At 44.1% G+C, this 25,238-nt stretch carries 25 protein-coding genes, 1 other RNA gene and 1 other annotated feature; of the genes, 19 read left to right on the top strand and 7 right to left on the bottom strand.

Annotated features, from left to right (window positions below; genetic code table 11):
- The first annotated feature begins 13 nt into the window (after nucleotides 1-13).
- The 4 genes from rplA (at nucleotide 14) to FFM64_RS01980 (ending at nucleotide 4,330) form a co-directional block, all read left to right on the top strand.
- Nucleotides 14-703, top strand: coding sequence for a 50S ribosomal protein L1 (gene rplA / locus FFM64_RS01995; RefSeq protein WP_137606315.1), 690 nt, complete (start codon nucleotides 14-16; stop codon nucleotides 701-703).
- 55 nt (nucleotides 704-758) lie between these two features.
- Nucleotides 759-873: a sequence feature (ribosomal protein L10 leader region), on the top strand.
- Between the two features lie 30 nt (nucleotides 874-903).
- Nucleotides 904-1,407, top strand: a complete 504-nt coding sequence (gene rplJ / locus FFM64_RS01990; RefSeq protein WP_137606314.1) for a 50S ribosomal protein L10 — start codon at nucleotides 904-906, stop codon at nucleotides 1,405-1,407.
- Between the two features lie 54 nt (nucleotides 1,408-1,461).
- Nucleotides 1,462-1,830 (top strand): 50S ribosomal protein L7/L12, encoded by a 369-nt coding sequence (gene rplL / locus FFM64_RS01985; protein ID WP_137606313.1) that lies wholly within the window; start codon nucleotides 1,462-1,464, stop codon nucleotides 1,828-1,830.
- Nucleotides 1,831-2,059: 229 nt separating this feature from the next.
- A complete protein-coding gene (locus tag FFM64_RS01980) occupies nucleotides 2,060-4,330 on the top strand; it encodes an ATP-binding cassette domain-containing protein (RefSeq protein WP_137606312.1) in 2,271 nt (756 codons plus the stop codon).
- Nucleotides 4,331-4,456: 126 nt separating this feature from the next.
- Here the strand turns inward: FFM64_RS01980 and FFM64_RS01975 are convergent, their stop codons facing one another.
- On the bottom strand, nucleotides 4,457-5,311 hold the full coding sequence (locus FFM64_RS01975) for a DNA/RNA non-specific endonuclease (RefSeq protein WP_223876871.1): 855 nt from the start codon (nucleotides 5,309-5,311) through the stop codon (nucleotides 4,457-4,459).
- Between the two features lie 309 nt (nucleotides 5,312-5,620).
- Complete coding sequence (locus FFM64_RS01970) at nucleotides 5,621-6,256, bottom strand: sunset domain-containing protein (RefSeq protein WP_137606310.1); 636 nt, start codon at nucleotides 6,254-6,256, stop codon at nucleotides 5,621-5,623.
- A 269-nt stretch (nucleotides 6,257-6,525) separates the two neighbouring features.
- Between FFM64_RS01970 and mprF the strand changes: the two genes are divergently transcribed.
- A complete protein-coding gene (gene mprF, locus FFM64_RS01965; protein WP_137606309.1) occupies nucleotides 6,526-9,144 on the top strand; it encodes a bifunctional lysylphosphatidylglycerol flippase/synthetase MprF in 2,619 nt (872 codons plus the stop codon).
- Nucleotides 9,145-9,755: 611 nt separating this feature from the next.
- On the opposite strand, the gene FFM64_RS01960 is transcribed toward mprF, so the two are convergent.
- From FFM64_RS01960 to FFM64_RS01945, 4 genes are all read right to left on the bottom strand, one after another.
- Nucleotides 9,756-10,331 carry an LOG family protein gene (locus FFM64_RS01960; protein WP_137606308.1) on the bottom strand — a complete coding sequence of 192 codons (576 nt, stop codon included), beginning with the start codon at nucleotides 10,329-10,331 and terminating at the stop codon, nucleotides 9,756-9,758.
- Nucleotides 10,332-10,403: 72 nt separating this feature from the next.
- Nucleotides 10,404-11,414, bottom strand: coding sequence for a class 1b ribonucleoside-diphosphate reductase subunit beta (gene nrdF / locus FFM64_RS01955; protein ID WP_137606307.1), 1,011 nt, complete (start codon nucleotides 11,412-11,414; stop codon nucleotides 10,404-10,406).
- A 30-nt stretch (nucleotides 11,415-11,444) separates the two neighbouring features.
- Nucleotides 11,445-13,610 carry a class 1b ribonucleoside-diphosphate reductase subunit alpha gene (gene nrdE, locus FFM64_RS01950; RefSeq protein ID WP_137606306.1) on the bottom strand — a complete coding sequence of 722 codons (2,166 nt, stop codon included), beginning with the start codon at nucleotides 13,608-13,610 and terminating at the stop codon, nucleotides 11,445-11,447.
- A gap of 140 nt (nucleotides 13,611-13,750) precedes the next feature.
- Nucleotides 13,751-13,981 carry a redoxin NrdH gene (locus FFM64_RS01945; protein WP_137606305.1) on the bottom strand — a complete coding sequence of 77 codons (231 nt, stop codon included), beginning with the start codon at nucleotides 13,979-13,981 and terminating at the stop codon, nucleotides 13,751-13,753.
- A 223-nt stretch (nucleotides 13,982-14,204) separates the two neighbouring features.
- On the opposite strand from FFM64_RS01945, the gene FFM64_RS01940 reads away from it, so the two are divergent.
- The 14 genes from FFM64_RS01940 to galE all read left to right on the top strand — a co-directional run bounded on the left by FFM64_RS01940 (nucleotide 14,205) and on the right by galE (nucleotide 24,062).
- Complete coding sequence (locus FFM64_RS01940; RefSeq protein ID WP_137606304.1) at nucleotides 14,205-14,813, top strand: class I SAM-dependent methyltransferase; 609 nt, start codon at nucleotides 14,205-14,207, stop codon at nucleotides 14,811-14,813.
- A gap of 1 nt (nucleotide 14,814) precedes the next feature.
- Complete coding sequence (gene tadA / locus FFM64_RS01935) at nucleotides 14,815-15,321, top strand: tRNA adenosine(34) deaminase TadA (protein ID WP_223876870.1); 507 nt, start codon at nucleotides 14,815-14,817, stop codon at nucleotides 15,319-15,321.
- A gap of 47 nt (nucleotides 15,322-15,368) precedes the next feature.
- An RNA gene (gene ffs, locus FFM64_RS01930) (signal recognition particle sRNA small type) lies at nucleotides 15,369-15,466 on the top strand.
- A gap of 284 nt (nucleotides 15,467-15,750) precedes the next feature.
- Nucleotides 15,751-17,445, top strand: a complete 1,695-nt coding sequence (dnaX, locus tag FFM64_RS01925) for a DNA polymerase III subunit gamma/tau (RefSeq protein WP_137606303.1) — start codon at nucleotides 15,751-15,753, stop codon at nucleotides 17,443-17,445.
- A 22-nt stretch (nucleotides 17,446-17,467) separates the two neighbouring features.
- Complete coding sequence (locus FFM64_RS01920; RefSeq protein WP_137606302.1) at nucleotides 17,468-17,776, top strand: YbaB/EbfC family nucleoid-associated protein; 309 nt, start codon at nucleotides 17,468-17,470, stop codon at nucleotides 17,774-17,776.
- A 23-nt stretch (nucleotides 17,777-17,799) separates the two neighbouring features.
- Nucleotides 17,800-18,399 (top strand): recombination mediator RecR, encoded by a 600-nt coding sequence (recR, locus tag FFM64_RS01915; RefSeq protein WP_137606301.1) that lies wholly within the window; start codon nucleotides 17,800-17,802, stop codon nucleotides 18,397-18,399.
- 4 nt (nucleotides 18,400-18,403) lie between these two features.
- Complete coding sequence (locus tag FFM64_RS01910) at nucleotides 18,404-18,667, top strand: YaaL family protein (RefSeq protein ID WP_137606300.1); 264 nt, start codon at nucleotides 18,404-18,406, stop codon at nucleotides 18,665-18,667.
- 187 nt (nucleotides 18,668-18,854) lie between these two features.
- Entirely contained in the window at nucleotides 18,855-19,517 is a 663-nt protein-coding gene (gene tmk / locus FFM64_RS01905) for a dTMP kinase (RefSeq protein ID WP_137606385.1), read from the top strand.
- Nucleotides 19,517-19,846 carry a cyclic-di-AMP receptor gene (locus FFM64_RS01900; RefSeq protein ID WP_137606384.1) on the top strand — a complete coding sequence of 110 codons (330 nt, stop codon included), beginning with the start codon at nucleotides 19,517-19,519 and terminating at the stop codon, nucleotides 19,844-19,846. Before tmk ends, FFM64_RS01900 begins: the two co-directional genes overlap by 1 nt.
- Nucleotides 19,847-19,862: 16 nt before the next feature.
- Entirely contained in the window at nucleotides 19,863-20,882 is a 1,020-nt protein-coding gene (gene holB / locus FFM64_RS01895) for a DNA polymerase III subunit delta' (RefSeq protein WP_137606299.1), read from the top strand.
- Nucleotides 20,883-20,907: 25 nt separating this feature from the next.
- The gene (locus tag FFM64_RS01890) at nucleotides 20,908-21,255 is read left to right on the top strand and encodes a DNA replication initiation control protein YabA (RefSeq protein ID WP_137606298.1); all 348 of its coding nucleotides are present in this window, start codon (nucleotides 20,908-20,910) and stop codon (nucleotides 21,253-21,255) included.
- Nucleotides 21,256-21,275: 20 nt separating this feature from the next.
- A complete protein-coding gene (rsmI, locus tag FFM64_RS01885) occupies nucleotides 21,276-22,154 on the top strand; it encodes a 16S rRNA (cytidine(1402)-2'-O)-methyltransferase (protein WP_137606297.1) in 879 nt (292 codons plus the stop codon).
- A 17-nt stretch (nucleotides 22,155-22,171) separates the two neighbouring features.
- Nucleotides 22,172-22,957 carry an acyl-[acyl-carrier-protein] thioesterase gene (locus tag FFM64_RS01880; protein ID WP_137606296.1) on the top strand — a complete coding sequence of 262 codons (786 nt, stop codon included), beginning with the start codon at nucleotides 22,172-22,174 and terminating at the stop codon, nucleotides 22,955-22,957.
- A gap of 109 nt (nucleotides 22,958-23,066) precedes the next feature.
- Complete coding sequence (gene galE, locus FFM64_RS01875; RefSeq protein WP_137606295.1) at nucleotides 23,067-24,062, top strand: UDP-glucose 4-epimerase GalE; 996 nt, start codon at nucleotides 23,067-23,069, stop codon at nucleotides 24,060-24,062.
- Nucleotides 24,063-24,131: 69 nt separating this feature from the next.
- On the opposite strand, the gene phnW is transcribed toward galE, so the two are convergent.
- A complete protein-coding gene (phnW, locus tag FFM64_RS01870) occupies nucleotides 24,132-25,232 on the bottom strand; it encodes a 2-aminoethylphosphonate--pyruvate transaminase (protein ID WP_137606294.1) in 1,101 nt (366 codons plus the stop codon).
- Between the last annotated feature and the right edge of the window lie 6 nt (nucleotides 25,233-25,238).

Below are 25,238 nucleotides of genomic sequence, written 5' to 3'. Positions count from 1 at the left end.
GGAAAACACTTAGATGGCAAAGAAAAGTAAACAATACCAAGAAGCCGCTAAGCTAGTTGATCGTGACAAAGCTTACGATGTAACTGAAGCGGTAGACTTGGTCAAAAAGATGGATTTCGCAAAGTTTGATTCAACTGTTGAAGTTGCTTTCAAATTAAACGTTGATACAAAGCAAGCTGACCAACAACTTCGTGGTGCAGTTGTCTTACCAAATGGTACCGGTAAAGAACAAACCGTTATCGTTTTTGCTAAAGGCGACAAAGCTAAAGAAGCTGAAGAAGCTGGTGCTGACGTAGTCGGTGAAGCCGACTTAGTTGCCCGGATTCAAGACGGTTGGTTAGACTTTGACGTTGCAATCGCAACCCCAGACATGATGGCCCAAGTTGGTCGTTTAGGTCGGGTACTTGGTCCTAAAGGATTAATGCCTAACCCTAAGACTGGGACGGTTACAATGGACGTTGCTAAAGCGGTTAACGATTCAAAAGCCGGCAAGGTAACTTACCGGACAGACCGTGATGGTAACGTGCACGTTCCTGTTGGCAAGGTATCATTTGATACTGACAAGCTTGTTGGTAACTTCAAGACCATTGAAGAAACCATCACTAAAGCTCGTCCAGCCTCAGTACGTGGGACTTTCGTTCAAAACTTGGTCGTTACTTCAACCTTTACACCAGCTGTACGGGTTGACTTAGCCTCATTTTAAGGACTAGTTTCTGAAAACAATTGACCCCGTGGGTGATCTGTGATAGATTACTAGAGGTTAAGTAATATCTCTACCTAAGACTCAGGCGGCCAATATGGCCTTAATCTACCTGCCGAGGACATTGTTTTTTCTCTATGTCTTGGTGGACATAGGGATTTTTTTATAAATCCCTGAACAAAAAATTCCGGGAGGTGAATCATTTGAGTAAAGAAACTGTTGCTGTAAAAGCACAAAAAGTTGAAGAAGTCACTGAACAATTGAACAAATCTGTATCTGCCATCGTGGTTGATTACCGTGGTTTGACAGTTGAAGAAGTCACCGACTTACGTAAGCAATTGCGTGATGCAGGTGTTAAGATGGAAGTCATTAAAAACAAAGTTATGGTCCGTGCCGCTGAAAAAGCTGGTTACGCTGACATGAATGATGTTTTTTCTGGCCCAACTGCCGTGGCCTTCTCTGAAGAAGATCCAATTGCTCCAGCAAAGATTTTAGCTAACTTCGCAAAGACTGCCGATGCCCTACAATTAAAGGGTGGGATGGTTGAAGGTAAGGTTGCTACTCTTGAAGAAATCCAAGAATACGCTACTATGCCATCACGTGAAGAATTATTGGCTACTATCGCTAACTTGTTACAAGCACCTGTTCGTAACGTTGCATACGCTGTTAAGGCGATTGCTGAAAAAGGCGACGAAGACGCAGCTTAGGCTGTTGGTGTAAACCTAAAAAATAATTTTCACCCAAAAATGGAGGAACATAAAATGGCTTTTGATAAAGATACTATTATTGCTTCATTAAAAGAAGCATCAATTTCAGATTTAAACGATTTAGTTAAGGCTATCGAAGAAGAATTCGATGTCTCAGCTTCAGCACCTGTTGCTGTTGCTGGCGCTGCTGGTGGCGACGCTGCCGCTGCTAAGGATTCATACGATGTTGAATTAACTGAATCTGGCGACCAAAAGGTTAAGGCTATTAAAGCCGTTCGCGATATCACTGGTCTTGGCTTGAAAGATGCTAAGGGTCTTGTTGATAACGTACCTTCAGTTGTTAAGGAAGGCGTTTCAGAAGACGAAGCTAACGACATCAAGGCTAAACTTGAAGAAGTTGGTGGCGTGGTTACTCTTAAGTAATTCACCCTTTTCTGAAAAATTTAACAGCACCGTTGCAGTCATTTTAGATGACTCAGCGGTGCTGTTTTTTTGCGTTCAGTCAACGTTATCATGAGTACAATTAGTGAAAGTAACGCTACGTTGCTTGACAAAATTGCCTTGTGCAATCGTCATTGCCAACAAAATTTTAGAATGTGGTATGGTGGAAGTAATGACTTTGAGACTAAGACACTGAGGGGGAGAAAATTTGATGCAACCAACTTTCAAACATGGCTTTATTGAGATTAAGGATGCTACGCAGAACAATCTACAGCATGTGAATTTGCGGGTGCCTAAGTATGAAACGACGGTGTTTGTCGGCCTATCTGGTTCTGGCAAGTCTTCATTGGTTTTTGATACGATTGCGGCGGCATCTCGTCGCGAATTGAATGAGACCTTTCCAAGTTTCACGCAACAATATTTACCAAAATTTGGTCAGCCACATGTGGCTGATATTGCACATTTACCGGTTGCAATTGTGATCGAACAACAACGCTTAGGCAAGAATGCCCGCTCGACGTTGGCCACGTATACGGGAATCTATTCATTATTGCGATTACTGTTTTCACGCATTGGTCAGCCATTTATTGGTTACTCTGACACGTTTTCGTTTAATTTACCACAAGGCATGTGTCCGAGCTGTCAGGGTCTTGGTTATGTCGATGATATTGACGAGGAAAAGCTCATTGATCCCAATAAATCCTTGAATCAAGGGGCCATTACTTTTGTCAGTTTTGGTCCCGACACTTGGCGCTGGCGACGGTATGCGACTAGTGGGTTGTTTGATGATGATAAGCCCATTAAAGATTACACGGCTGAAGAATATGAGTTATTGATGCACGCGCCACAACAGAAGCTGGCTCATCCTGGTGAAGGCTTTCCACGGACTGCCTTGTATGAAGGGGTGGTGCCACGGATTCGACGGTCAGTTATTGGCAAAAAGGAAGCAGAACATCATCGCGAGGCAATTGCAGCAATTGTGACGCGTAAACCATGTCCAACTTGTCATGGTAGCCGGTTGAAGCCAGCAGTTTTGACCAATCGTATCCATGGAAAAAATATTGCTGAAGTGGCTGCCATGGATCTCCGACATGTTTTGACTTTCTTAGCGCAGATTACGGACACGTTAGCGACTGATGTTGTTCGTGAGCTCAGCACGAAGATTCAATCGCTGATCGATATTGGTTTAGGCTATTTAACGCTAGATCGTGGGACAAGCTCATTGTCCGGTGGGGAAGCTCAGCGGATTAAGATCGCCAAATATTTGACAAGTGCGCTAGTCGATATGGTCTATATTTTGGATGAACCAAGTGTAGGGTTGCATCCGCACGATATTCAATTGGTCAAGCAAGCTTTAACACGGTTGAAGACCAAAGGGAATACGATCTTAATTGTTGAGCACAATCCGGCCATGATTGATTTTGCGGATTACGTCGTGGAAATGGGCCCCGAAGCTGGTCAAGGCGGTGGGACGGTCACCTTTACGGGAACATACTCGGAGCTGATGGAATCAGAGTCGCTAACTGGCAGTTGGCTACGGCAACCCCATCACTGGGGAACGGAGCGGCAACCGACTGGGCAGTTAGCGTTACGCCAGGTGACACAAAATAACCTGAAAAACGTGGACGTTGATGTGCCACTTGGTGTCATGACTGTTATTTCTGGTGTTGCCGGTTCTGGGAAATCTTCACTGGTCACGATTTTGAAGTCTCAGCTTAAGGAAGCTTATATTGACTTGGCGCAAGCCCCAGTCGGGCTCAATAGTCGTTCGACTCCGGCAACTTACCTTGGTATTTTGGATGAGATTCGCAAACTTTTTAGTACCGCGAATAATCACGTCGGCACAAGTTTGTTCAGTTATAATGGCAAGGGTGCGTGCCCACGTTGTAAGGGTAAGGGCGTGACTATCACGAATATGGCATTTATGGATCCGGTCGTCCAGACCTGTGAGTTGTGCCATGGTAAACGATATAGTGAAACGGCGTTGCAATATCAATATCACGGTAAGAATATTGCAGAGGTGCTGCAATTATCTGTTAAAGCAGCGGCAAGTTTTTTTGAGACATCTGACAAACTAGCGCATCAATTAGCGAATTTGGATCGAGTTGGTTTAGGTTATTTAACGTTGGCACAGCCATTGACGACGTTGTCTGGTGGTGAGTTGCAGCGGTTAAAGCTGGCCGTAGAACTCGGAAAACGAGGAACCATCTACTTGTTGGACGAGCCTACCGCAGGGTTACATTTGAAAGATACCGCTCGGTTGTTGACTTTGTTCAATGACTTGGTGGCGGCTGGCAACTCGCTGATTATTATTGAACATAATTTGGACGTGATTGGTCAGGCGGATTGGTTGATCGATGTTGGTCCCGATGCTGGCCGGTACGGCGGTCAAATCCAGTACAGTGGGGTACCAAGAAAGTCGATTGATGTGGCAAAGTCTCGGACTGGTGTCGCGCTAAAAGCTTGGATTGATGAAAATTAGGCGCAAGCACTAGGATTGTCACGACCGGTTTGTAATAACAACGATTTAGACAACTATGATAATTGAAAAAGACCTCTGACAGAATTGGTTGTCAGAGGCCTTTTCGGTGTGTCAGGTTAAGTCTATTTAGTTGGCGACTCGACTCGTTCCGTCGTTGTAGTTGAGTGTCATCCCAGCTTGAACGTTGAAGATATAAATATTGAAACTGACGTCATCGCTCCCAACGGATTGGCCGCGCATCTGGACGCCACGAGCTAACAATTCGTTACCTTTGAAGACTGGTGTCACCTCGTAGCGAACGTAGTGTGAAGAATTAGTTTTCAAGTAGTCGGCAACTTGATTCTCGTAAGTGACCATTTCAGGCGCATTTAAGGAACGCGTCCCAGTCATCAGATTTTTAAAATTATTATTTTGACCGGTAAGCTGATAGCCGATTAAATGACTGCGGTTATACAGCCAGCCGCTCGCAATTTTTTTGTTGCGCCAGCCAGTTGGATTGACATTAATCGGCTCACGCTTGGCTTTGGGCATTAAGGATTGGTTCAATAACGCATTAGCAGCGGTGACCCGATTTAATTGATCCAAGTTACCATAGCGTTGCCAAGCACCATTGTCGGTACTCAAGTCTGACGAACTAAAAGCAGGATGATTGTTATTCACGGTAATCGTTTGTTGACCACTATAAGTTTTATCGGCCAAGCTGTCCGTACTAGGATTCGTCCCGGTATCAACGGCAGTTGTGGCAGTTGACTTGGTCGCGCCGTCTTTTTGGTTCTGTTGCTTATCGTGATCAATTTGAGACTTTTGTTTGGCAAGATCACCCGTTTTTGTTTTTAAACTTTCAGCTGAACTTGAATTGGCCTTCTGGAGGGCTTTTAGTTTAGTGTCATTTTTAACAGTAATCGTGTGGTCTTTTTTAACTGTTTCAACTTTAACTTTGGTGGTCGGTGTCGCAGTTGCGGCGTTAGAACTGCCGAGCATGCCAAAACTAATGAACAACAGCAGAATGATTGGCCAGCCATGTTTGAGCAGCTTTTTGCCGCGATAGTGGTTGTGTGCGATGAGTCGCCAGCCCCAGTAACCGAGTAGACCTAACAGTAACAGGCCACTAATGGTACCTCCCAGCAGGGTAAAACTAATTAGTAGTGGCAAAATTGCAGGCCAGGCATGTCGACGCCATTGTTTGCCCTGACAGTGCTTGCGCTGAGTTAAGGTCCAACCCCAGTAAACGGTGGCGCAGAAGATAATTAAACCGAAAAGAATTTTCATTGTGGGTCTCCTCCAAATTGATTAACGCATTGATTTCCGATATCCAGCAGCTTGTGCTTCGGCTTCGCTACTGAATGTAACGACATTTTTACCAGACATGTGGTAATTGTGTTGGGTCTCAACGTGATAGATTTTGGAGCGACTATTCCCGATGATGCGACCATTCTGAGCAGTATCAGTGTCCCCGGAAAAGTTATTCGCATTGCCAGTTGTTCCGGTTGAACTTTTTTGGGTTGAACTGGCCGCTTCGGATACGGCTTTGGCGGAACTAGCTGCCGTTTCAGCGTCTTTTTTCGACTGCTCAGCTTGTGACGCAGCTAATTTTGACGCGGCTGCTGCTGATGAACTAGCCGCTTTTTCCGATTCCGCCTTGACGGATTCACGACTTTCAGCGAGTTGACTAGATTGTGAGCTGGCTTCACTCGACGCCTTGTCCAGCGTCATGGCTTGTTCACTCAACTTTTTAGCTGAAGCTGCATTGGCACGACTCTCAGCTTTGGCAGCCGACCAAGCAGCCGCGTCAGCTTTTGTCCGTTTGTCAACGTAACTAATTTGATGCTTGGTGACTGTTTTGGGCGCCGTCGTGGTGCTTGTCCCGCAGCCACTGAGTAGTGTTAGTCCGACAACGGCTAACCAAACCGTTTTTCTAAATTGCATATGGATCTCCTCCAAAGATATGATAACTAAAGTATACAGGGGTGGAAACTGGATGATAAGCCCCTTTCCTAAATAATTACTGTGATGAAGATTAGGCTTTAATGATACGTTCGATTAGACTAGTTAAATTCCAATTGACTTGAGTTAGACTGATTATTAAACGCGCACATGAATGATAATTAAGTGGCCTTAGCCGAAACCGCGGGTGGTTGTATAAATTCTTAAAGCTTGAGATAATGGGAATAATTAGATTACTGGGGGAATTATTTTTGAAAGCAACATTACAAAAAATGGGGGCCATCTTGAACAAGCGAATGGGATTGATCAAAGCACTGTTTATTTTTTCAGTGCTCCTATTTGTGATTACCGAAGTCGGCAAGATTGCTAAAGAAGTCAGTGGCGCTCAACTTGCAACTGCTTTGGCCTCACAATCTTGGTGGCATTTACTGAGTATGGTGATTATTGGGATCATCGCGGTGACGCCAATGCTGACCTACGATGTGATGATTACGAAGTTTTTGCCTAATCATTATTCCAAAGCTTATATTCTAAAGGCAGGTTGGATCACCAATACATTTACGAATATTGGCGGTTTTGGCGGCGTGCTGGGAGCCTCGTTACGGGCTAACTTTTACAATAAAGAAGCGACCAAGAAACAAATTGTGTTTGCTATTTCAAAAATTGCACTTTTTCTCGTTTCCGGACTGTCATTATATTGCATGATCTCACTGGTGCTGGTCTATGGTTTCCGGATCGGTGGGGTGTACGATAGTTACTGGATTTGGTTAGTTGGTGGCGCACTATATTTCCCAGCTATTTTTATTTTTACGCGCTTGAATGATTCGGAATTTTTTGAAGGTTTAACGATGGGCAATGTCGTTCGCTTATTGAGCGGGTCTTTTGGTGAGTGGACTGGCTGTGTGCTTTTCTTCCTGTTAATTGGGAATTTCATGCAGCTGCCAATTGACTTTGCCGCAGTGGTACCATTATTCGTCATTGCTTCGGTGGTCGGGGAAGTATCTATGGTTCCAGGTGGGATTGGGTCATTCGATGTTTTCATGATCTTTGGCCTCGGCGCGGTCGGTGTTTCACGACCGGATGCCGTTGCGTGGCTGTTATTCTATCGGTTATTTTATTACATTATTCCGTTTGGGATTGGTCTGACGTTATTTGTGCATGATACCGGTCATCGGTTGAATGTTCGCTTGGAAGGATTGCCTAAAATTGCGCTCCAACGGTTTGCACAGATTACCTTAACTTTATTCCTGTACTTATCTGGTTTTATGATGTTATTGATGTCGACCGTTCCAAACTTTGCGTATAATAATAAATTTTTTCTACAAGTCTATCCGTTTACGTTCTTCTTCATTAATCAGGCTAGTAGTATTGTAATGGCTTTTCTCCTAATCGGTGCTGGCTTGGGGACGGCCGGTCGGGTTAAAAAAGCCTTTTGGCCAACGGTGATCATTCTCTTAGTGGCCATTTTAAATACGATTCGTTGGCTAGTCGTTTACGATGCCATTTCGATGAAGTTTATCGTCTTTTTAGTGATCTTATTGGCCTTGGTTGCTTTATCACGCCACGCTTATTATCGAGAACGTTTGGCTTTTTCATGGGGGCAAACACTCTGGGTGAGTTGTGTCTATGTCGTCACCTTTGTGTTGTATACGATCGTTGGGGTCTATAATGCACCACAGATCCATCATCGGCATGCCGTCCCAGAAGCGCTATTTTTCCCATCCCAGAAGTTATGGTTGTTTGGGGTCTTGGGTTTGGTCATCGCCGCACTGATTTTAGTGGCGATGTATGGTTACTTAGCACGCGGTCATCAGGCACGCTTAGGCCAAAAGCTGGATATTGATCGGATGAAAACACTTATCGCAACATTTGGTGGGAATGAGATTTCCCAACTGGCCTTTCTAAATGACAAGTTGGTTTACTACTATCAGGTTGATGGTGTGGATCAATTGGCCTTTCTATACCAACAGAAGGCTGACAAGCTGATTTTAATGGGTGAGCCGTTTGGTAACCAGGAATATCTACAACCGGCCTTAGAGCAGCTCATGGACGATGCTGACAGCGATGGCTGCTCGTTGGTCTTTTATGAAATTAACGAAACGCTGACGATGCGGCTGCACGAAATGGGCTTTGATTTTATCAAAACAGGTGAGGAAGGCCACGTTAATTTAACTGAATTTAGTTTAGCGGGGAAACGGCTGCGGGGTGAACGCGCGTTGATGAATAAATTCACACGTGATAACTATACCTTTGAAGTAATCAAACCACCGTTCTCGGCGGAAACAATGGTCGAATTACGAGCTGTTTCTGATAGCTGGTTACATGGTGAGACGGAAAAAGGATTCTCGCTGGGATTCTTTGATGAAACGTATTTGAATCAAGCCCCAATCGCGGTGGTTTATAGTCCGGAACATCAAATTGTGGCTTTTGCGAACTTGATGCCTCAGGGTAATGATCAGGTAGCCTCCATCGACTTAATGCGTTCAAGCGCCGCGGCACCTTCAGGCATTATGGATACTGTGTTTGTCCATCTCTTTGAAGATGCGCGTGATCAAGGTTATACCAGTTTTAATATGGGAATGGCCCCGTTATCGGGTGTGGGGGTCTCACGCTATAGTTTCATTCAGGAAAAAATTGCTCATCTGATTTATGAATATGGTTATCAACTATACGGGTTCCAAGGTTTACGGTCGTATAAAGAGAAGTACGTGACGGATTGGGCGCCGAAATATATTGCTTATCGGAAACGTAATTCATTAATTTTTACTATTTTGCAGTTGCTACAAGTTGTGAATACGCATACTAAGAAACACGGTGGCAAGCACAATATTTTAATCCCTAAATGGGTTCAAAATATGAGCCATCGTTAACTAAAAATGTGGTTGACCAGTTTAATTTGGTCAACCACATTTTTAGTTTTAGTTAGTATCTAAAGGGTGAAGGTAAAAAATTGCTGATCTGTGCCACTACGTCAACAATCAGGTAATGAAAACTAGTCGATTACTGCGCTTCTGGTTGTTACTGATAGTATGGGGCGGGGTTCAAGCCTTAGGAACGTCTTGAACCTCGCCCGGAAACTTTGCTAAAAGACGCAAATTTCCCGGACCGTCCGTGGGGTAAGACCGGCAAAAAGACGCCGATCAAACGCCACCTGTACGCCCGATGCTATCAGCAACAACCTCGGGCTAATCAGTTGTTTTGAGAGGTTAAACCAGTTACTTATCCTTAGCGGAGTCAGTCGAAATCGGTGTGCAGTGTCAGTAAGATTAGTCGGCGTTCTTGGCCGACTAATCTTACGGGGCAATTCAAAGACGTGTTTTATCGGCTTTGAATTGAGGCACCAGACCGTACTGTGGCTGGCGCCGTCCCCCTCAGCACACCGGTTTTGACTGACGGAGCGCTAAATTTAGGTGAGTCTACTTTAGACGTAAAGTTTACTGGTACTGCGACATTTTTGGGCTGTTTTGGAGTCTTTCAACCCTTAGTTAGTATATTTGGGAGGAAGCACATGGGTGAAATTTTCAAATCCGGTGAAGATTTCAGGCAAATCGTGACCATCAATGAAGAGATCAAGGTTTTCCTCTGGGGCAAAACCGTATTTAGTCGACATTTTTAGCATGGCGACCATTGGATCATAGAAACCATCAATGTTATATAAGGCAATTGGTTTTTGATGAATATCCATTTGGCTCCACGACAGCATCTGCATGAATTCTTCGAAAGTTCCAAAGCCACCGGGTAAGACGATGAAAGCGTCCGCCAGGTGCAACATTTTTTCTTTACGTTCGCTCATTGTTGTCGTTTCAACGAAAGTAGTTACAGTTTTTAAAGCGAGTCCGCGTTCTACTAAGAAGTGGGGAATAATCCCGATAACGCGGCCATCCGCTGCCAGGGTTGCTTGGGCCACATCTGCCATCAAACCGTGATTGCCACCACCGTAGATGAGTTGATAATCATTTTGGGCTAAATAGGCACCAAGTTCGGCCGTCTTTTCGGCGAATTTTGAATCTAAACCAGAATTTGATCCACAAAAAACACAGATATTATGAATTGCCATTAAAATCACCTTTCTTAGTTGTCAAAAAAGCGACCGGTTCATCGCTGAGCTGGCCGCCAAAATTTGTCTTAATTAATCGTCAGGTTCACCAATATCGTAATCGGTATCCTGCATGGCTTCAACTTGACCCAAACGATAACCATTCCCAACTTGTGAGAAGAAGTCATGGTTAGAGGTCCCCGTTGAAATCCCATTCATCACTACTGGGTTAACATCTTCAGCAGTATCTGGGAAGAGGGCATCTTGACCTAAGTTCATCAAGGCCTTATTGGCGTTGTAGCGGCTGAAAGTTAAGACTTCATCAGACCAACCAACTTGATCGTAGACTAGATGAATATAGTTTTCTTCATTCTCGTAAAGCTTATACAGGAAGTCGAACATCCAGTCCTTGAATTCTGCTTGTTGCTTTTCAGAACGGTCTTTAAACCCAATTTGGAATTTGTAACCAATGTAAGTGCCATGGACACTTTCGTCCCGCAAAATCAATTTGATAATTTCAGCGACGTTTGGTAATTGGTTATGTCCCAAATAGAAGAGTGGCGTGTAGAAACCAGAATAGAATAAGAAAGTTTCTAGAAAGACATTCGCGACTTTTTGCTTTAATGGATCTTCATCCAAATTATCATATAATTTGTAAATCCATTTTGCTTTATTTTGCAAATATTCTTCACTGTCACTCCAGTCGAAGATTTCGTTAATTTCATCAGGCGTATTCAACGTTTCAAAAATCGTCGAATAACTCTTGGCATGGACGGATTCCATGAACTGGATGTTATTTAACACCGCAGTTTCGTGGGAAGTGACCACATGCCGCCGTAATGATTGGAGACCATCTTGTGATTGCAACGTGTCTAGCAAGGTTAAGCCGCCAAAGACGTGCCCAACGACCCAGCGATGATCGTCATCTAAGTCCCGCCAATCTGACATATCATTCGAAACGGGAATCCGAGTATCTAACCAAAATTGTTCGGTTAATTTTTCCCAAGTACTTTTATCAATTGCATCTGAAACACGATCCCAGTTAATAGCTTTATAGTTGCCATTACTGAGAAGTTTTTGGTAATAAGCCAAATCTGTTGCCATAGCCAGTTGTCCTCCTAGCGATCTAATGTTCTAAATTACGCAGCTTTCACATTCATTGACACCAACTTCACCATCATCATCCGTAAAGGTCCGGATGTAATAGATTGATTTGATGCCTTTCCGATAAGCATAGTTCCGGAGGATGTTTAAGTCCCGAGTTGTCATTTTGTCTGTGCGGCCGTCTTTCCATTCGTATAAGCCAGCAGGAATAGTTGAACGCATGAAGAGTGTTAAGCTCATCCCTTGATCAACATGTTGTTGTGCAGCCGCGTAAACATCAATAACCTTCCGCATATCGGTGTCGTAAGCTGACTTATAATAGTTTATTGTATCATTAGATAGGTATGGTGCGGGATAATAAATCTTACCAATTTTCTTTTCTTGGCGTTCCTCGACCCGATTAATGATCGGATGTAAGCTCGCAGTCGTATCATTGATATATGAAATTGACCCGTTGGGAGCTACGGCCATACGGTTTTGATGGTATAAGCCATCCCGCATGACGTCCGCTTTTAGAGCTGCCCAATCTGCTTGGCTTGGAATGAAAATTCCCTTAAAAAGTGCCTGAGTTTTTTCATATTTTGGTTGCCAAGCTTGTTCCGTGTACTTATCAAAATAAGTGCCATCCGCGTATTTTGATTTTTCAAAATTGACGAAAGTGGTCTTGCGTTCACGCGCGATTTCGTTAGACGCTTTTAAAGTCCAATAGTTGAGCAATAAGAAGTAGATGTTAGTGAAGTCAACGGCTTCTTTACAGCCATATTCTAATTGATTCTTGGCAAAGAACGCGTGTAAGCCCATGGCACCCAGTCCGATAGTATGCGCTTGGTGATTACCTTTTTGAATTGAAGGAACTACGTCAACATTTGAGTTGTCGGTGACAAAGGTTAAGGCACGCACCATCGCTTCAACGGAATGACCAAAGTCTGGCGATTGCATCAAGTTGACGATGTTTGTTGAACCAAGATTACAACTAATATCGGTACCGAGTTTTTCATATTCTTGTTGGTCATTGATTAACGAAGGCGTTTGGACCTGCATAACTTCAGAGCACAAGTTACTCATAACGATCTTACCGTCAATCGGATTAGCCCGATTAGCGGTATCAATGTTGATAACGTAAGGATAACCGGATTCTTGTTGTAGCTTACTAATTTCATTTTCCAAATCACGGGCTTTGATCTTGGTCTTCTTGATATTCGGATTTTTGACCATATTGTCATATTCTTTAGTGACATCGACATATGAGAATGGTTCACCGTATTCGCGTTCAACCCCATAAGGACTGAATAAATACATATCCGCATCTTCCTTGATGAGTTCATAGAACTTGTCAGGGACGGTGACACCGAGAGACAACGTCTTCAACCGAATTTTTTCATCCGCATTTTCCTTTTTGGCGGATAAGAAGGCGATGATGTCTGGATGGAAGACGCTCAAGTAAACGACGCCCGCACCTTGACGTTGGCCCAATTGGTTAGAATAAGAGAAACTATCCTCCAATAACTTCATTACAGGAACAACCCCACTGGCAGCGCCGTCAATGTGCTTGATTGGGTCGCCAGCACCACGTAAGTTACTCAAGTTAATCCCAACACCGCCACCGATGCGTGATAATTGTAAGGCTGAGTTGATTGTCCGTCCAATGGCATTCATGTCATCGGTAGATTGAATTAAGAAACAAGAAATTAATTCACCACGACGGGCACGACCGGCGTTTAAGAAACTAGGGGTTGCTGGTTGATAACGTTGATGAATGATTTCATCCGCCAACGACAGGGCCAATTTTTCGTCACCATCTGCAAAGTAGAGGGCGTTCATTGCAACTCTATCAATGTAGTTTTCAAGATAGTAATTGCCATCGTCAGTCTTTAAAGCATATTGGGCGTAAAACTTGTAAGCAGCCATAAATGTTTTAAAGTGAAAGTCTTGCGATTTGAGATAGTCATAGACGGATTCAATGAAGCTAAAGTCATACTTTTCAACGAAGCCTTCTTCAAGGTAGTCGTGGTCAAGCAAGTAATCAAAGCGCGCCTTCAAACTGTCAAATTGTTTGGTATTGGGCCGGACGTTTTGGTCTAGGAACGCAGCTAAGGCTTCCTGATCCTTGTTCAACGGAATTTGGTTGTCAACGGGGATGTTGATTTCGTTGTTCAGATCGTAATACGTGACGTCTTTTAAATTTTTTAGGGTCATGAGTACTCCTCTTTCTATCTAAGTTGAAAGTTGTGGTTAAAAGGGACGACCCACAATCAGTAGGGTCCTATTGATTGTGGGTCGCTTATAAATAAGTGTTGAATCGCAACTATGTAACCACGCAAAAAAGCGCGGTGGTTCTATACAGCGAGCTGCTTTAAAGCATCGGGACGGAAGCCAGCAATGCTGCTTTCGCCATTGATTTCAACGACAGGAACCGCTTGAAAACCTTGGCTCTTTAAATAGTCAACATATTCAGGATTCGTGTTGATGTTCTTCTCTTCAAATGCAATATTATGAGCCGTCAAAAACTTCTTCGTCATTTTGCATTGCATACAATTATTCTTCGTAAATACCGTTACTTTTTTCATAGCTAATCACCCTTAATTCGTTTTAATCGATAAATTTAGTATACAACAAGATGTGGAAAATACAATCAAAAAACACAACATCTTGTGTGTTGAATAAACTAAAAATACAAGATGTTGTGTTAGTGACGGTCTTTAACCGTATTTAATTTTTTTAAATAAATTGTCGTTATCTACTAGAATCAGTTATCATAGAACTAGCCTATAAATTCAGAGGAAAATAAATATGACCAACTATTATTATACACACAATCCAGACGTTGTGCATGACGAAAAGCAATGGAATTTTGAAATTTTTAATCATGACTTTAAATTCACTACGGACAACGGGGTTTTCTCCAAACGAACTTTAGATTATGGTTCACGAACGTTGCTGGCAGCTTTTGAGCCGACTGATTTACCTGCTGGTGCTATCTTAGATTTAGGGACAGGCTACGGCCCAATCGGGATGGCATTAGCCTATCAGTCACCAGATCGACAAGTTGATATGGTTGATGTGAATGAGTTGGCCTTAAGTTTGGCCCGTAAGAACACAGCGTTAAATCAAATTTCGAACGTTAATATTTTCACGTCGGACTGTTACGACCAAGTGACCACAACCAACTATGCCGCAATTGTGACTAATCCACCAGTTCGGGCTGGGAAAGCAGTGGTTGATGCAATGTTGTCGGGAGCAATCGACCATTTGACCATTGGTGGGACGTTAACGGTCGTTCTGCAAAAGAAACAGGGTGCCCCGTCCGCAAAGAAATTAATGACGACGACATTTGGCAATTGTACCATTATTAAAAAAGATAAAGGCTACTATATTTTGCAAAGTGTGAAGGAGGGATAGTTTGAATACAACGGAAGCTGAAAAATGGATGCTCGAGGCTTTGCATGAGGCTCGCATGGCCAATGTCATCGGCGAAGTTCCGATTGGTGCCATCATTGTCCACGATGGTGAAATTATCGGTCGTGGCCATAATTTGCGTGAACATGGGCAAGATGCGACTTTGCATGCGGAAATTGTGGCGATTCAGGAAGCGTGCGAGTATTTGCACAGTTGGCGATTGGAAGATTGTCAGATCTATGTGACATTGGAACCATGCATCATGTGTTGTGGCGCAATCATTAATGCGCGCATCCCAGAAATTTATTATGGTGCCCGTGATCCGAAGGCGGGAGCGGTTCGAAGTTTGTATCAATTGTTGAGTGATAATCGGCTTAACCACCAAGTGGCCGTGCATGAGCGAATCCTTGCCCGCCCGGCCGGTGAGTTGCTCGAAAACTTCTTCCGTGATATTCGAAAACGTAAAAAGGCTGAGAAGAAAGCCCGTCGAGCTGCCGCTGAAAAAAATTAGGCTGATGGCTAGCATTCTATTAAAAAATCATGTATTATAGTATTTGCCGCAAGGCCTTAAGGCAAGGGTGGATTTACGAATCGTGTCAGGTCCGGAAGGAAGCAGCACTAAGTTTGCTTCATCTTGTGCCTTTTGTTTTTATGAAATGTAACAGCTCTTAGCCATTCGGTTGAGAGCTTTTTATTTAAATAAATGTTGATGGCAACTGTTAGCCAACCCAACTTGCGTTAGCTAGTGGTCAATTGGTGATGAGGTAAAATTGCAAGCAGGTTTGTGCGATTAAAAAAGAGTCACTTAAAATAATAGCTAAATTAAGCTAGAGGTTGTTGTTAATGGCAGCGGACGTGGTGGTGTGTGATCCAGTCCATCGTTTACAGGTTATCAACAAATACATAACTGTAATTTTGAACCATAGAAAGGAAGATTCGCATGTATCGGGCATTATATCGGGTTTGGCGACCCCAACGTTTTGATGAAATTGTCGGGCAACAGATGATTACACAGACCTTGAAAAATGCTATCATGACCCACCAAACGAGTCATGCGTATTTATTTACTGGTCCGCGGGGCACTGGAAAAACTTCTGCTGCCAAGATCTTTGCAAAGGCGATTAATTGTCATCATTTGGTCGACGGAGAACCTTGTAATGAGTGTGAAAGTTGCCAAGCGATTACTAAAGGCCAAATGAATGATGTTATCGAAATTGATGCGGCTTCAAATAACGGGGTCGAAGAAATTCGAGATATTCGTGACAAGGCCAAGTACGCGCCGACACAAGCGGATTACAAAGTCTACATTATTGATGAAGTTCATATGTTATCAACGGGGGCCTTCAATGCCCTGTTAAAAACCTTGGAAGAGCCACCGGCCAACGTGATCTTTATTTTAGCAACGACGGAACCACATAAGATTCCGTTAACAATTATTTCACGAACGCAACGGTTTGATTTTCGGCGGATCACAGCTAAAGATAGTTACGACCGGATGGTTTACATTCTTCAACAGAAAAAAGTCGATTATGATGAAAAAGCGTTACGCGTGATTGCCCAAGCGGCAGAAGGTGGGATGCGCGACGCGTTGAGTATTCTGGATCAAGTGATTTCCTTTGGCGATAATACCGTGACATTGGACGATGCTTTAATGGTGACGGGGAGCGTGACTAAGAAGTTATTGGCTGATTATGTTGAAGAAGTGACCAGTCATGACACCAAGCCAGCCCTCGAAACGATGCGCCAAATTTTACAAGAAGGTAAAGATGCGAATCGGTTCATTGAAGATTTAATCAGCTACACGCGTGATGTGTTACTCTATCAGCAGGCTCCGGAAATGGTCGATAGTGTCGCGATGGGCGAAGATGATCAACGGTTCGCAGATTTTGCCAAGCAGATCGATGCGGAAGTTTTGTATCAAATGATTAAAACGTTAAACGACGTTCAACAACAGATGCGCTTCACGACCCATCCCGACGTTTATTTGGAAGTACTCACGGTGAAATTATCACAGTTAGAAGTGCCAACGACTGCGGTCGCAGCACCTTCAGCGGCGACTAATCCGGATGATCCGACGATTCAAAAGTTAGCAGCCAAGGTCGATAACTTACAAAGTGAGTTATCGACACTTAAAACCAATGGTGGCCCGGCTGCCGCCACCAAGCCAGTCCGGACGCGCCCAAGTAATGGGCCAGTGGTTAAAAAAGTTAATGTCAGTCAGATCTATCCAATTTTAGGTGCGGCCACAAAGGACGATTTATTGAAAGTGCGTGATGTTTGGGCTGATTTGATGAACATTTTGAGTGTGACCCAACGTGCTTTGATGCATGTTGCTAAGCCAGTTGCAGCCAGTGGTGAAGGTGTCGTTGTGGCTTTTGATTATGCATTCTTATATCAAAAGGCGATTGATGATCAAGTTTTAATGGATGCACTTGGTAACGGACTAGATCGGTTGATGGGCCAAGCGCCTAAAATTGTCTGTGTGCCGAAAGAACAATGGCCAGAGTTGCGCAAAGACTATTTGGCGACTCATCAGCCAGAAGGGGCTGCCACACAGCAAGCCCCACAAAAGACGCCGGTGGTTGATGAAGCTGAAAAGCGCTTTGGTGATTTAGTGGAAGTAAAACCAGATTAAATTTGAAGGGAATTGATGACTAATGATGCGTGGTATGGGTAATATGCAAAATATGATGAAACAAATGAAAAAGATGCAACAACAAATGACAACGGAACAGGCCGCTTTAAATGAACAAACCTTTACGGGTAAAGCACCAGATGACATGGTGACGGTCACTTTTACCGGTGATAAAAAGATGCAAGATATTGCAATCAAGCCAGCAGCCGTTGATCCTGACGATGTTGATATGTTGCAAGATTTAGTTGTTGCAGCAGTCAATGATGCTTTAGCACAAGTTGATGCCCAAACCCAAAGCACAATGGGTAAGTACACTAAGGGTTTACAGTAAAAAAACGGTCGTGAGGTAGTGACATGCAATATCCAGAACCAATTGCAAAATTAATTGATAGTTATATGAAACTCCCCGGTATCGGCGGGAAAACTGCCACTCGGTTGGCTTTTTATACGATTGACATGGCTGGTGACGATGTGACGGAATTTGCGAAGTCACTCGTTGCGGCTAAACGTGATCTGCATTTTTGCAGTATCTGCGGGAACATCACCGAGGATGATCCTTGTGTGATCTGTAAGGATAAGTCACGTGATCAAAGTACTGTCTTGGTCGTTGAAGAGGCCAAAGATGTGATGGCCATGGAAAAAATCAAGGAATACAACGGCCTGTATCACGTCTTGCACGGGGTCTTGTCACCGGTGGATGGCAAAGGACCCGAAGACATCAATATTGCGAGCTTGCTGAAACGGCTGCAGCAAAATGATGCGATTAAAGAAGTTATTATTGCGACTAATGCCACGCCAGAAGGTGAAGCCACGGCGATGTATATTTCACGCTTGGTTAAGCCGGCGGGGATTAAAGTGACGCGTTTAGCCCATGGCTTATCAGTTGGTAGTGATATTCAGTATGCGGATGAAATGACCTTGTTCAAGGCGGTTGAAGGCCGTCAGGAGATGTAACAGCATGGCAAGAGGATTATTCAAACGGCGTCAGAAAATCAAACAGCCTAAGGCAGCTTTTGATGAGCAGTTGTTACAGTCGCTCAATGCTGCGAAAATTGATTGGGATCGCGCTAAACAGAATGAAAAAGCGATTTATGATAATAATACTAGTGAGCTCGTGACCCAAACCGCATTAGCACGCGTGAAGTATTTGTATTTATATCGTGAAGCCCGTTTACGACAAGTTCATGGCAGTCAGATTCAACGTTCTGTCATCGATAAATAAGCTGTTCTAAGTCTGTTGTCTGAAAATTGGCAACAGATTTTTTGTAATCAGTCAAAAAACACAATTGGTAGTGGTGAATGCGGTAAAATAAGCAAATAAAATACCTTCGCTAGTGGTGAGGGTATTAGACATGGTCGCGACAATCAAGTACAATTATCACAACTATGGATTTTAGATGGGATTGGGAATTTTGACTGGAAAATTAATTACTTTTGAAGGACCAGACGGCGCGGGTAAAACGTCCGCTTTGAATGCCATTGTGGCTCAAATTGCGCCACAATTAGGAGATCAATTAATTGTGACTCGTGAGCCGGGCGGCAATCAAATCTCAGAAGCCATTCGTAAAATTATTTTAGATCGAAAAAATACCGCAATGGATGATCGAACGGAAGCCTTGTTATACGCGGCCGCTCGGCGGCAACATATCGTGCAAAAAATATTGCCTGCCCTGGCAGCGGATAAGCTGGTTTTATGTGATCGTTATATTGACAGCTCCGTTGCCTATCAGGGTGCCGGTCGTGGCATTGGCGAGCAAGCCGTTTACGACATGAACCAATTTGCCACTGAGGGCTTAAATCCAGATTTAACGTTGTATTTTGATGTTGATGCAGAAGTGGGCCTACAACGAATTCAGACCCATCGTCAAAATGAAATTAATCGTTTAGATGTGGAAGCATTGAGCTTTCATCACCGGGTTCAGGCAGCTTACTTACGGCTGTTAGCAGCTTATCCAGAACGGATCAAACGATTGGATGCCAGTCAACCACTGGATCAAGTTGTCGCCCAGGCCATCGCGGTCATGACAACCCAGTTACCACAGTACTTCGCAACCGAGGGGGAGTCGAAATGATGAAATTAATTATTGCCATTGTTCAAGATAAAGATAGCAATCGACTTAGCAGTCAATTTATTGAAGCCAACGTGCGCGCGACAAAGTTATCAACGACCGGTGGCTTTTTACGCTCCGGCAACACGACATTTATGATTGGTATTGATGAGGATCGTGTCGATGAAGTTTTAGCAATGATTAAAAGTACCAGTCATGCGCGGGACCAATTCATGACACCACCAGTTAATTTGGACGTCACGATGGATGGGGCTTCGGCTTATCCTGTTGAAGTGCAAGTTGGTGGCGCGACAGTCTTTGTCTTACCAATTGAACAGTTCCATCAATTTTAAAGTCGAGGTGGTTAAGATGGCAGCAACGGATGCATATACCACGACGCTAACTGCCAAACAGCCGCGGTTGCTGGCAGCCTTTAAACATATTATTGCGCAAGAGCATCTAGCCCACGCCTATTTGTTTGCAGGGATGGAAGGTGCGGGGCAGCCTGAACTTGCTCATTGGATCGCCCAACGCTTATTTTGCTTGCATGTGGTTGACGGCGAACCGGACGGGACTTGTGAAGAGTGTGTCCGGATTGCCAATGGCCAGCACCCAGATATTGTGACGGTGGCACCAACGGGTCAAAGTATTCATGTCGATCAGGTGCGTTACTTAAAATCAGAATTTTCCAAAAGTGCGGTTGAAGGTAATCGGAAGCTCTTTATTATTTCTGATGCTGAAAAAATGACTGCGAGTGCAGCGAACAGTTTACTTAAGTTTATTGAGGAGCCTAGTGGCAATGTCACGGCACTCTTGTTAACTACGAATAAGCAATTAATGTTGCCAACAATTATTTCACGGACACAAGTGATCGAATTTCCGCCATTAGGGGCCGCAGCGCTCCAAAAAAGCTTTGAGGCAGCTGGTATTCAGCCACAGGTGGCGCAAACATTGCGACAGTTGACCAATAGTGTCAGCCAAGCACAGGAGTTACTTGTAGATGATTGGTTACCGAATGCGGTGGCGCAATTATGGCGTTGGTTTGAGCAAGTTGTTAAGGGCGATGCGCGTAGTTTTGTCGCCGTGCAAACCAACTTGGTTGGTCTGGCGAAAGAAAGTCGTCAACAGCTCGTCATGCTAGATTTGATTGCCGCCTTATTTCAAGATTTATTACAGCTACATTTTCAAGTTGATGCCGCTGCAGAATTGAGCTTTGGCCAATATCAACAACAATTACAAACAATGACCGACCAGTTAACTGATCAGCAGTTAGTGCAGGCGACGGAATTAGCGTTGACCGCCAAACGCCAGCTGGCTAGCAATATTAGCTTTCAAAATGTTCTGGAAGGCTTAACTTTGAATTTATGGCCAATTTTTAAAAACGCTTAATTAATAGAAAGCTGAGGGTGAGCGTGTGGATAAGCGTGATTTATATGATAGTTTCGGTGACATGGAACAACAAATGCAACAAATGCTTGAAAAAATGGCGCAACTAAGAGCCGATATGACGACTGTGCTAGAAAAAAATGCTGAACTCGTCATTGAAAATGAACACCTACGTGAGCATATGGTCGAAATGGAAAATGAATTACCAAAAAAGCCAGCTGGTACCGCTCCCCTTTCTAAGTCACGTCAAAATCTAGAGAAACTCTATGATGAGGGCTTTCACGTTTGCAATCAGTTCTATGGCAAACGGCGAGATGATGATGAATCATGCGTCTTTTGCTTAGAAGTTATTTATGGCGATCGTGAACGGGGCTAACAACAAGGGGGAACAAACCATTGGAGACGCAACAGAGTTTTGCTGACCATGCTGGCGTCGGAACATTGTACCTAGTTCCGACACCCATTGGTAATTTGCAAGACATGACCTATCGGGCCGTCGCAACCTTAAAATCCGTGGATTTAATTGCGGCCGAAGATACACGTAATACCCAAAAATTATTGAATCATTTTGAAATTGAAACGAAGCAGATTAGCTTCCATGAACACAATACCCAAGAACGGATTCCACAATTAATTGCTAAATTGCAAGCTGGTACTAATTTGGCACAAGTCAGTGATGCCGGAATGCCTTCAATTAGTGATCCCGGTACTGAATTGGTGGCTGCGTGTGTGGCGGCCAAGCTCCCAGTCGTGCCGTTACCAGGGGCAAATGCTGGTCTGACAGCCTTGATTGCCTCAGGCTTGGTGCCACAACCATTCTATTTTTATGGCTTCTTACCGCGTAAAAAGCATGACCAGTTGGCAGCCTTGACGGAATTAGCGCAACATCGTGAGACCGTGATCGTTTATGAATCACCATTTAGAGTAGCGAAGACCTTGACGGCGCTTGCTAAAGTTTGTGAACCGACGCGGCCGATTGTGGCTTGCCGAGAATTAACCAAGCGTTATGAAGAATTTGCGCGGGGGACCTTGGCAGAAATGATTACTTGGTCACAGGATCACCAGTTGAAGGGCGAGTTCGTCCTCTTGATTGGTGGCAATCCGCATGATCCAGAACCAGAGCGTGCAGATGAGTTGGCTGAACTACCAATTAAAGCCCAGGTAGAAGCCCTCATTGCCGCTGGTGATAAGCCAAACGTGGCGATCAAGACGATTGCTAAACGGCGACAATTGCAGCGACAGGACGTTTATAATGCCTTTCATGAGATTAACTAGAAGATGGGAAGAGTTTAATGGCAGCTTTAGGTGCGCAAGCAAAAATATATACTGAAAAACATCGTTTGACTTATTATGAATGTGACCGGACTGGCCGAGCAACTCTAGCGACTTTGATTGATATCGCCATTTTAGGTTCTCAAGATCAAAGTGACGCGCTCGGATTAACAACGGATTTTGTGCAACAACATGGCGTTGGCTGGGTGGTAACTCAGTATGCAATCAATATTACGCGGATGCCACGTTTGGACGAAGTCGTGACAATTGCGGTTCGGGGCTCAGCCTATAATCCGTATTTTGCTTTCCGGGAATTCTGGATTAAAGATGATGCTGGCAATGATTTGGCGTATATTACAAGTATTTGGGTCACCATGAGCCAAACAACGCGACGAATCGTGAAGATTGATCCAGTCTTAGTTGCACCATATCATTCTGAGGCAACTAAGCGTATTCCGCGGTTGCCACGGCCAATTAGCTTTGAGACAACGCCAACAACGATTAGTAAACCGTATCAAGTCCGTTTCTTTGATATTGATCCAAATCGGCATGTTAACAATGCGCATTACTTTGACTGGCTATTGGACACGTTGCCAGCTGATTTCTTACTACAGCACGATTTAAAACACGTTGATGTGCGCTATGAGAATGAAGTGCAATATGGTCACGTGGTTACTGCTGAAGCGAACATCTTACCGTCAACGGATCCGGAGCAAGTTACCACGAGTCATCGAATTCGTTTGGACGATGAAAAGTGTTGTGAAGTGACGATTCAATGGCAGACATTAGCTGCCCCAATAAAATAAGACTGATTAAATTGCTGAGGACAGAAACTCAGCTTTTTTTGGCTAAATTTTAAGCCGAAAATAGGGCCGACTATGCTATGATTAGAACATAATTAAAGGGAGGTTCATTATGTCAATTCTTGTTTTGGGAGGAGCCGGCTATATCGGTTCTCATATGGTCGATCGCTTAGTTGAACAGGGTCGCGACGTGGTGGTTGTCGATAATTTGGTGACTGGTCACTTGGCAGCTATCAATCGTGCTGCTAAATTTTATCAAGGTGATTTACGTGACAAAGACTTTTTAACGCGGGTCTTTGATCAAGAATCAATCGAAGCAGTTGTGCACTTTGCAGCCTTTTCAATTGTGCCAGAATCAATGGCTAAGCCATTAAAGTACTTTGGTAACAATACAGGTGGCATGATTACATTGTTGGAAGTGATGCAAGCTCATGATGTGAAACAAATTGTCTTTTCGTCTACTGCTGCAACTTATGGCACACCTAAGCAAATTCCCATTAAAGAAACTGATCCACAGGAACCGATTAACCCTTATGGTGCAAGTAAGCTAATGATGGAACACATCATGCACTGGGCTGACGTGGCTTATGGGATTAAATTTGTGGCCTTACGCTACTTTAACGTGGCTGGTGCTAAACCAGATGGCAGTATTGGTGAAGACCATGGCCCAGAGACCCATTTGGTCCCGATCATTTTGCAAGTTGCTCAGGGTAAACGCGATGAGTTGAAGATCTTTGGTGATGATTACAATACGCCAGATGGGACCAATGTACGGGATTATGTCCATGTTTTGGATTTAGCGGATGCTCATATCCTGGCGTTGAAGTACTTGGCTGACGGTCATGATAGTGATGCCTTTAACCTTGGTTCATCAACCGGTTTCTCTAACCGGCAGATGTTGGCGGCGGCCCGTGAAGCTACTGGTCAACCAATTCCTGCTACCATGGCGCCACGCCGACCTGGCGACCCAGATTCATTGGTTGCTGCGAGTGACAAGGCGCGTGAAGTGCTTGGTTGGAAACCAAATTATGATGATGTCAATGAAATCATCAAGACGGCTTGGACGTGGACGCAGAAACATCCAAACGGTTACGATGATCGCAAATAATTAAAAAAGGTCCCCGTTACCTGACAATTTTCACTGTCAGGTAACGGGGACCTTTTTGATGCAACGGATTTATGGGTTTAGTTGCCGATAGTCGCTAATAATCGCAAGTAGCCGATTAATGTCAGTCGTATCAACGTCACCAATTGTGCCAATTCTGAAACTTGGAATGGCGGAAACTTTTCCTGGATAGATCACGAAGCCTCGTTCTTTGATGAACTGATAGAAGTCCGAAAAATCAAAATTTTCGTTTGGATATTTAAAGGACGTGATGATGGGCCCTTGATCAGCGGGATCGATGACTAAGTCAAAGCCAAGTGCTTGCATGCCACTACTTAAGCGTGATTGGCTGGCACTGTAACGACGATAACGGGTTTCAACACCACCCTCTAAATCAAGCTCATTGAGGGCTTGTGCAAAAGCATGAACGACGTGGGTTGGGGAAGTGAAACGCCACTTACCGGGTTGAGTCGTCATGGCTTGCCATTGTGCGTAGAGGTCCAAGCTGAGTGAGCGGGCATTACCAGCGGTTTTAGCCAATTCACTTTTCTTAGCGATAATGAATGCGAAGCCCGGAACGCCTTGCACACATTTGTTGGCACTGCTAACCAAATAATCGCAATCCAATTCTGTCATGTTAATGGGGACACCACCGAGGCTGGACATGGCGTCAATAATTGAAACAATGCCGCGGGCCTTTAGTAGTGGGACAAGTTCATCAATTGGATTCAAGATGCCGGTTGTCGTTTCACTATGCACGGTGGCAAAGTGGGTGACTTCGGGATGTGCGGTCAATGCTTCGTCGATTCGTTTTGGATCAACGATTTCATCCTCGGAGAAGACAACGTCGACGTGTGGAATGGCGTAGTAGTCCGCAATTTCACTAATACGATGACCGTAAGCGCCGTTGATGGCAACCATTAAGACGGCACCTTCACGCGGAACGGCGGTACCAATAGTTGCTTCGACACCATAACTGCCACTACCTTGCAACAAAACGGTGGTATAGTTTTCCGGACTAGCTTGTGCCAAGGTCAAAATCTGTTGCCGAATAGTTTCGGTGACTTGGCGATAATCACTATCCCAAGTACAGTAGTCAATTTGCATGGCTGCTTTGACCGTGTCAGTTGTGCTTAATGGACCAGGTGTTAATAACAAGTAAGGTTGTTTCATGAAATC

It is taken from the genome of Lactiplantibacillus daoliensis (assembly GCF_005405005.1).
Classification (GTDB): Bacteria; Bacillota; Bacilli; order Lactobacillales; family Lactobacillaceae; genus Lactiplantibacillus; species Lactiplantibacillus daoliensis.
Note: the sequence above shows the minus strand (reverse complement) of the source record. Positions and strands in the feature narration are given on the sequence as shown.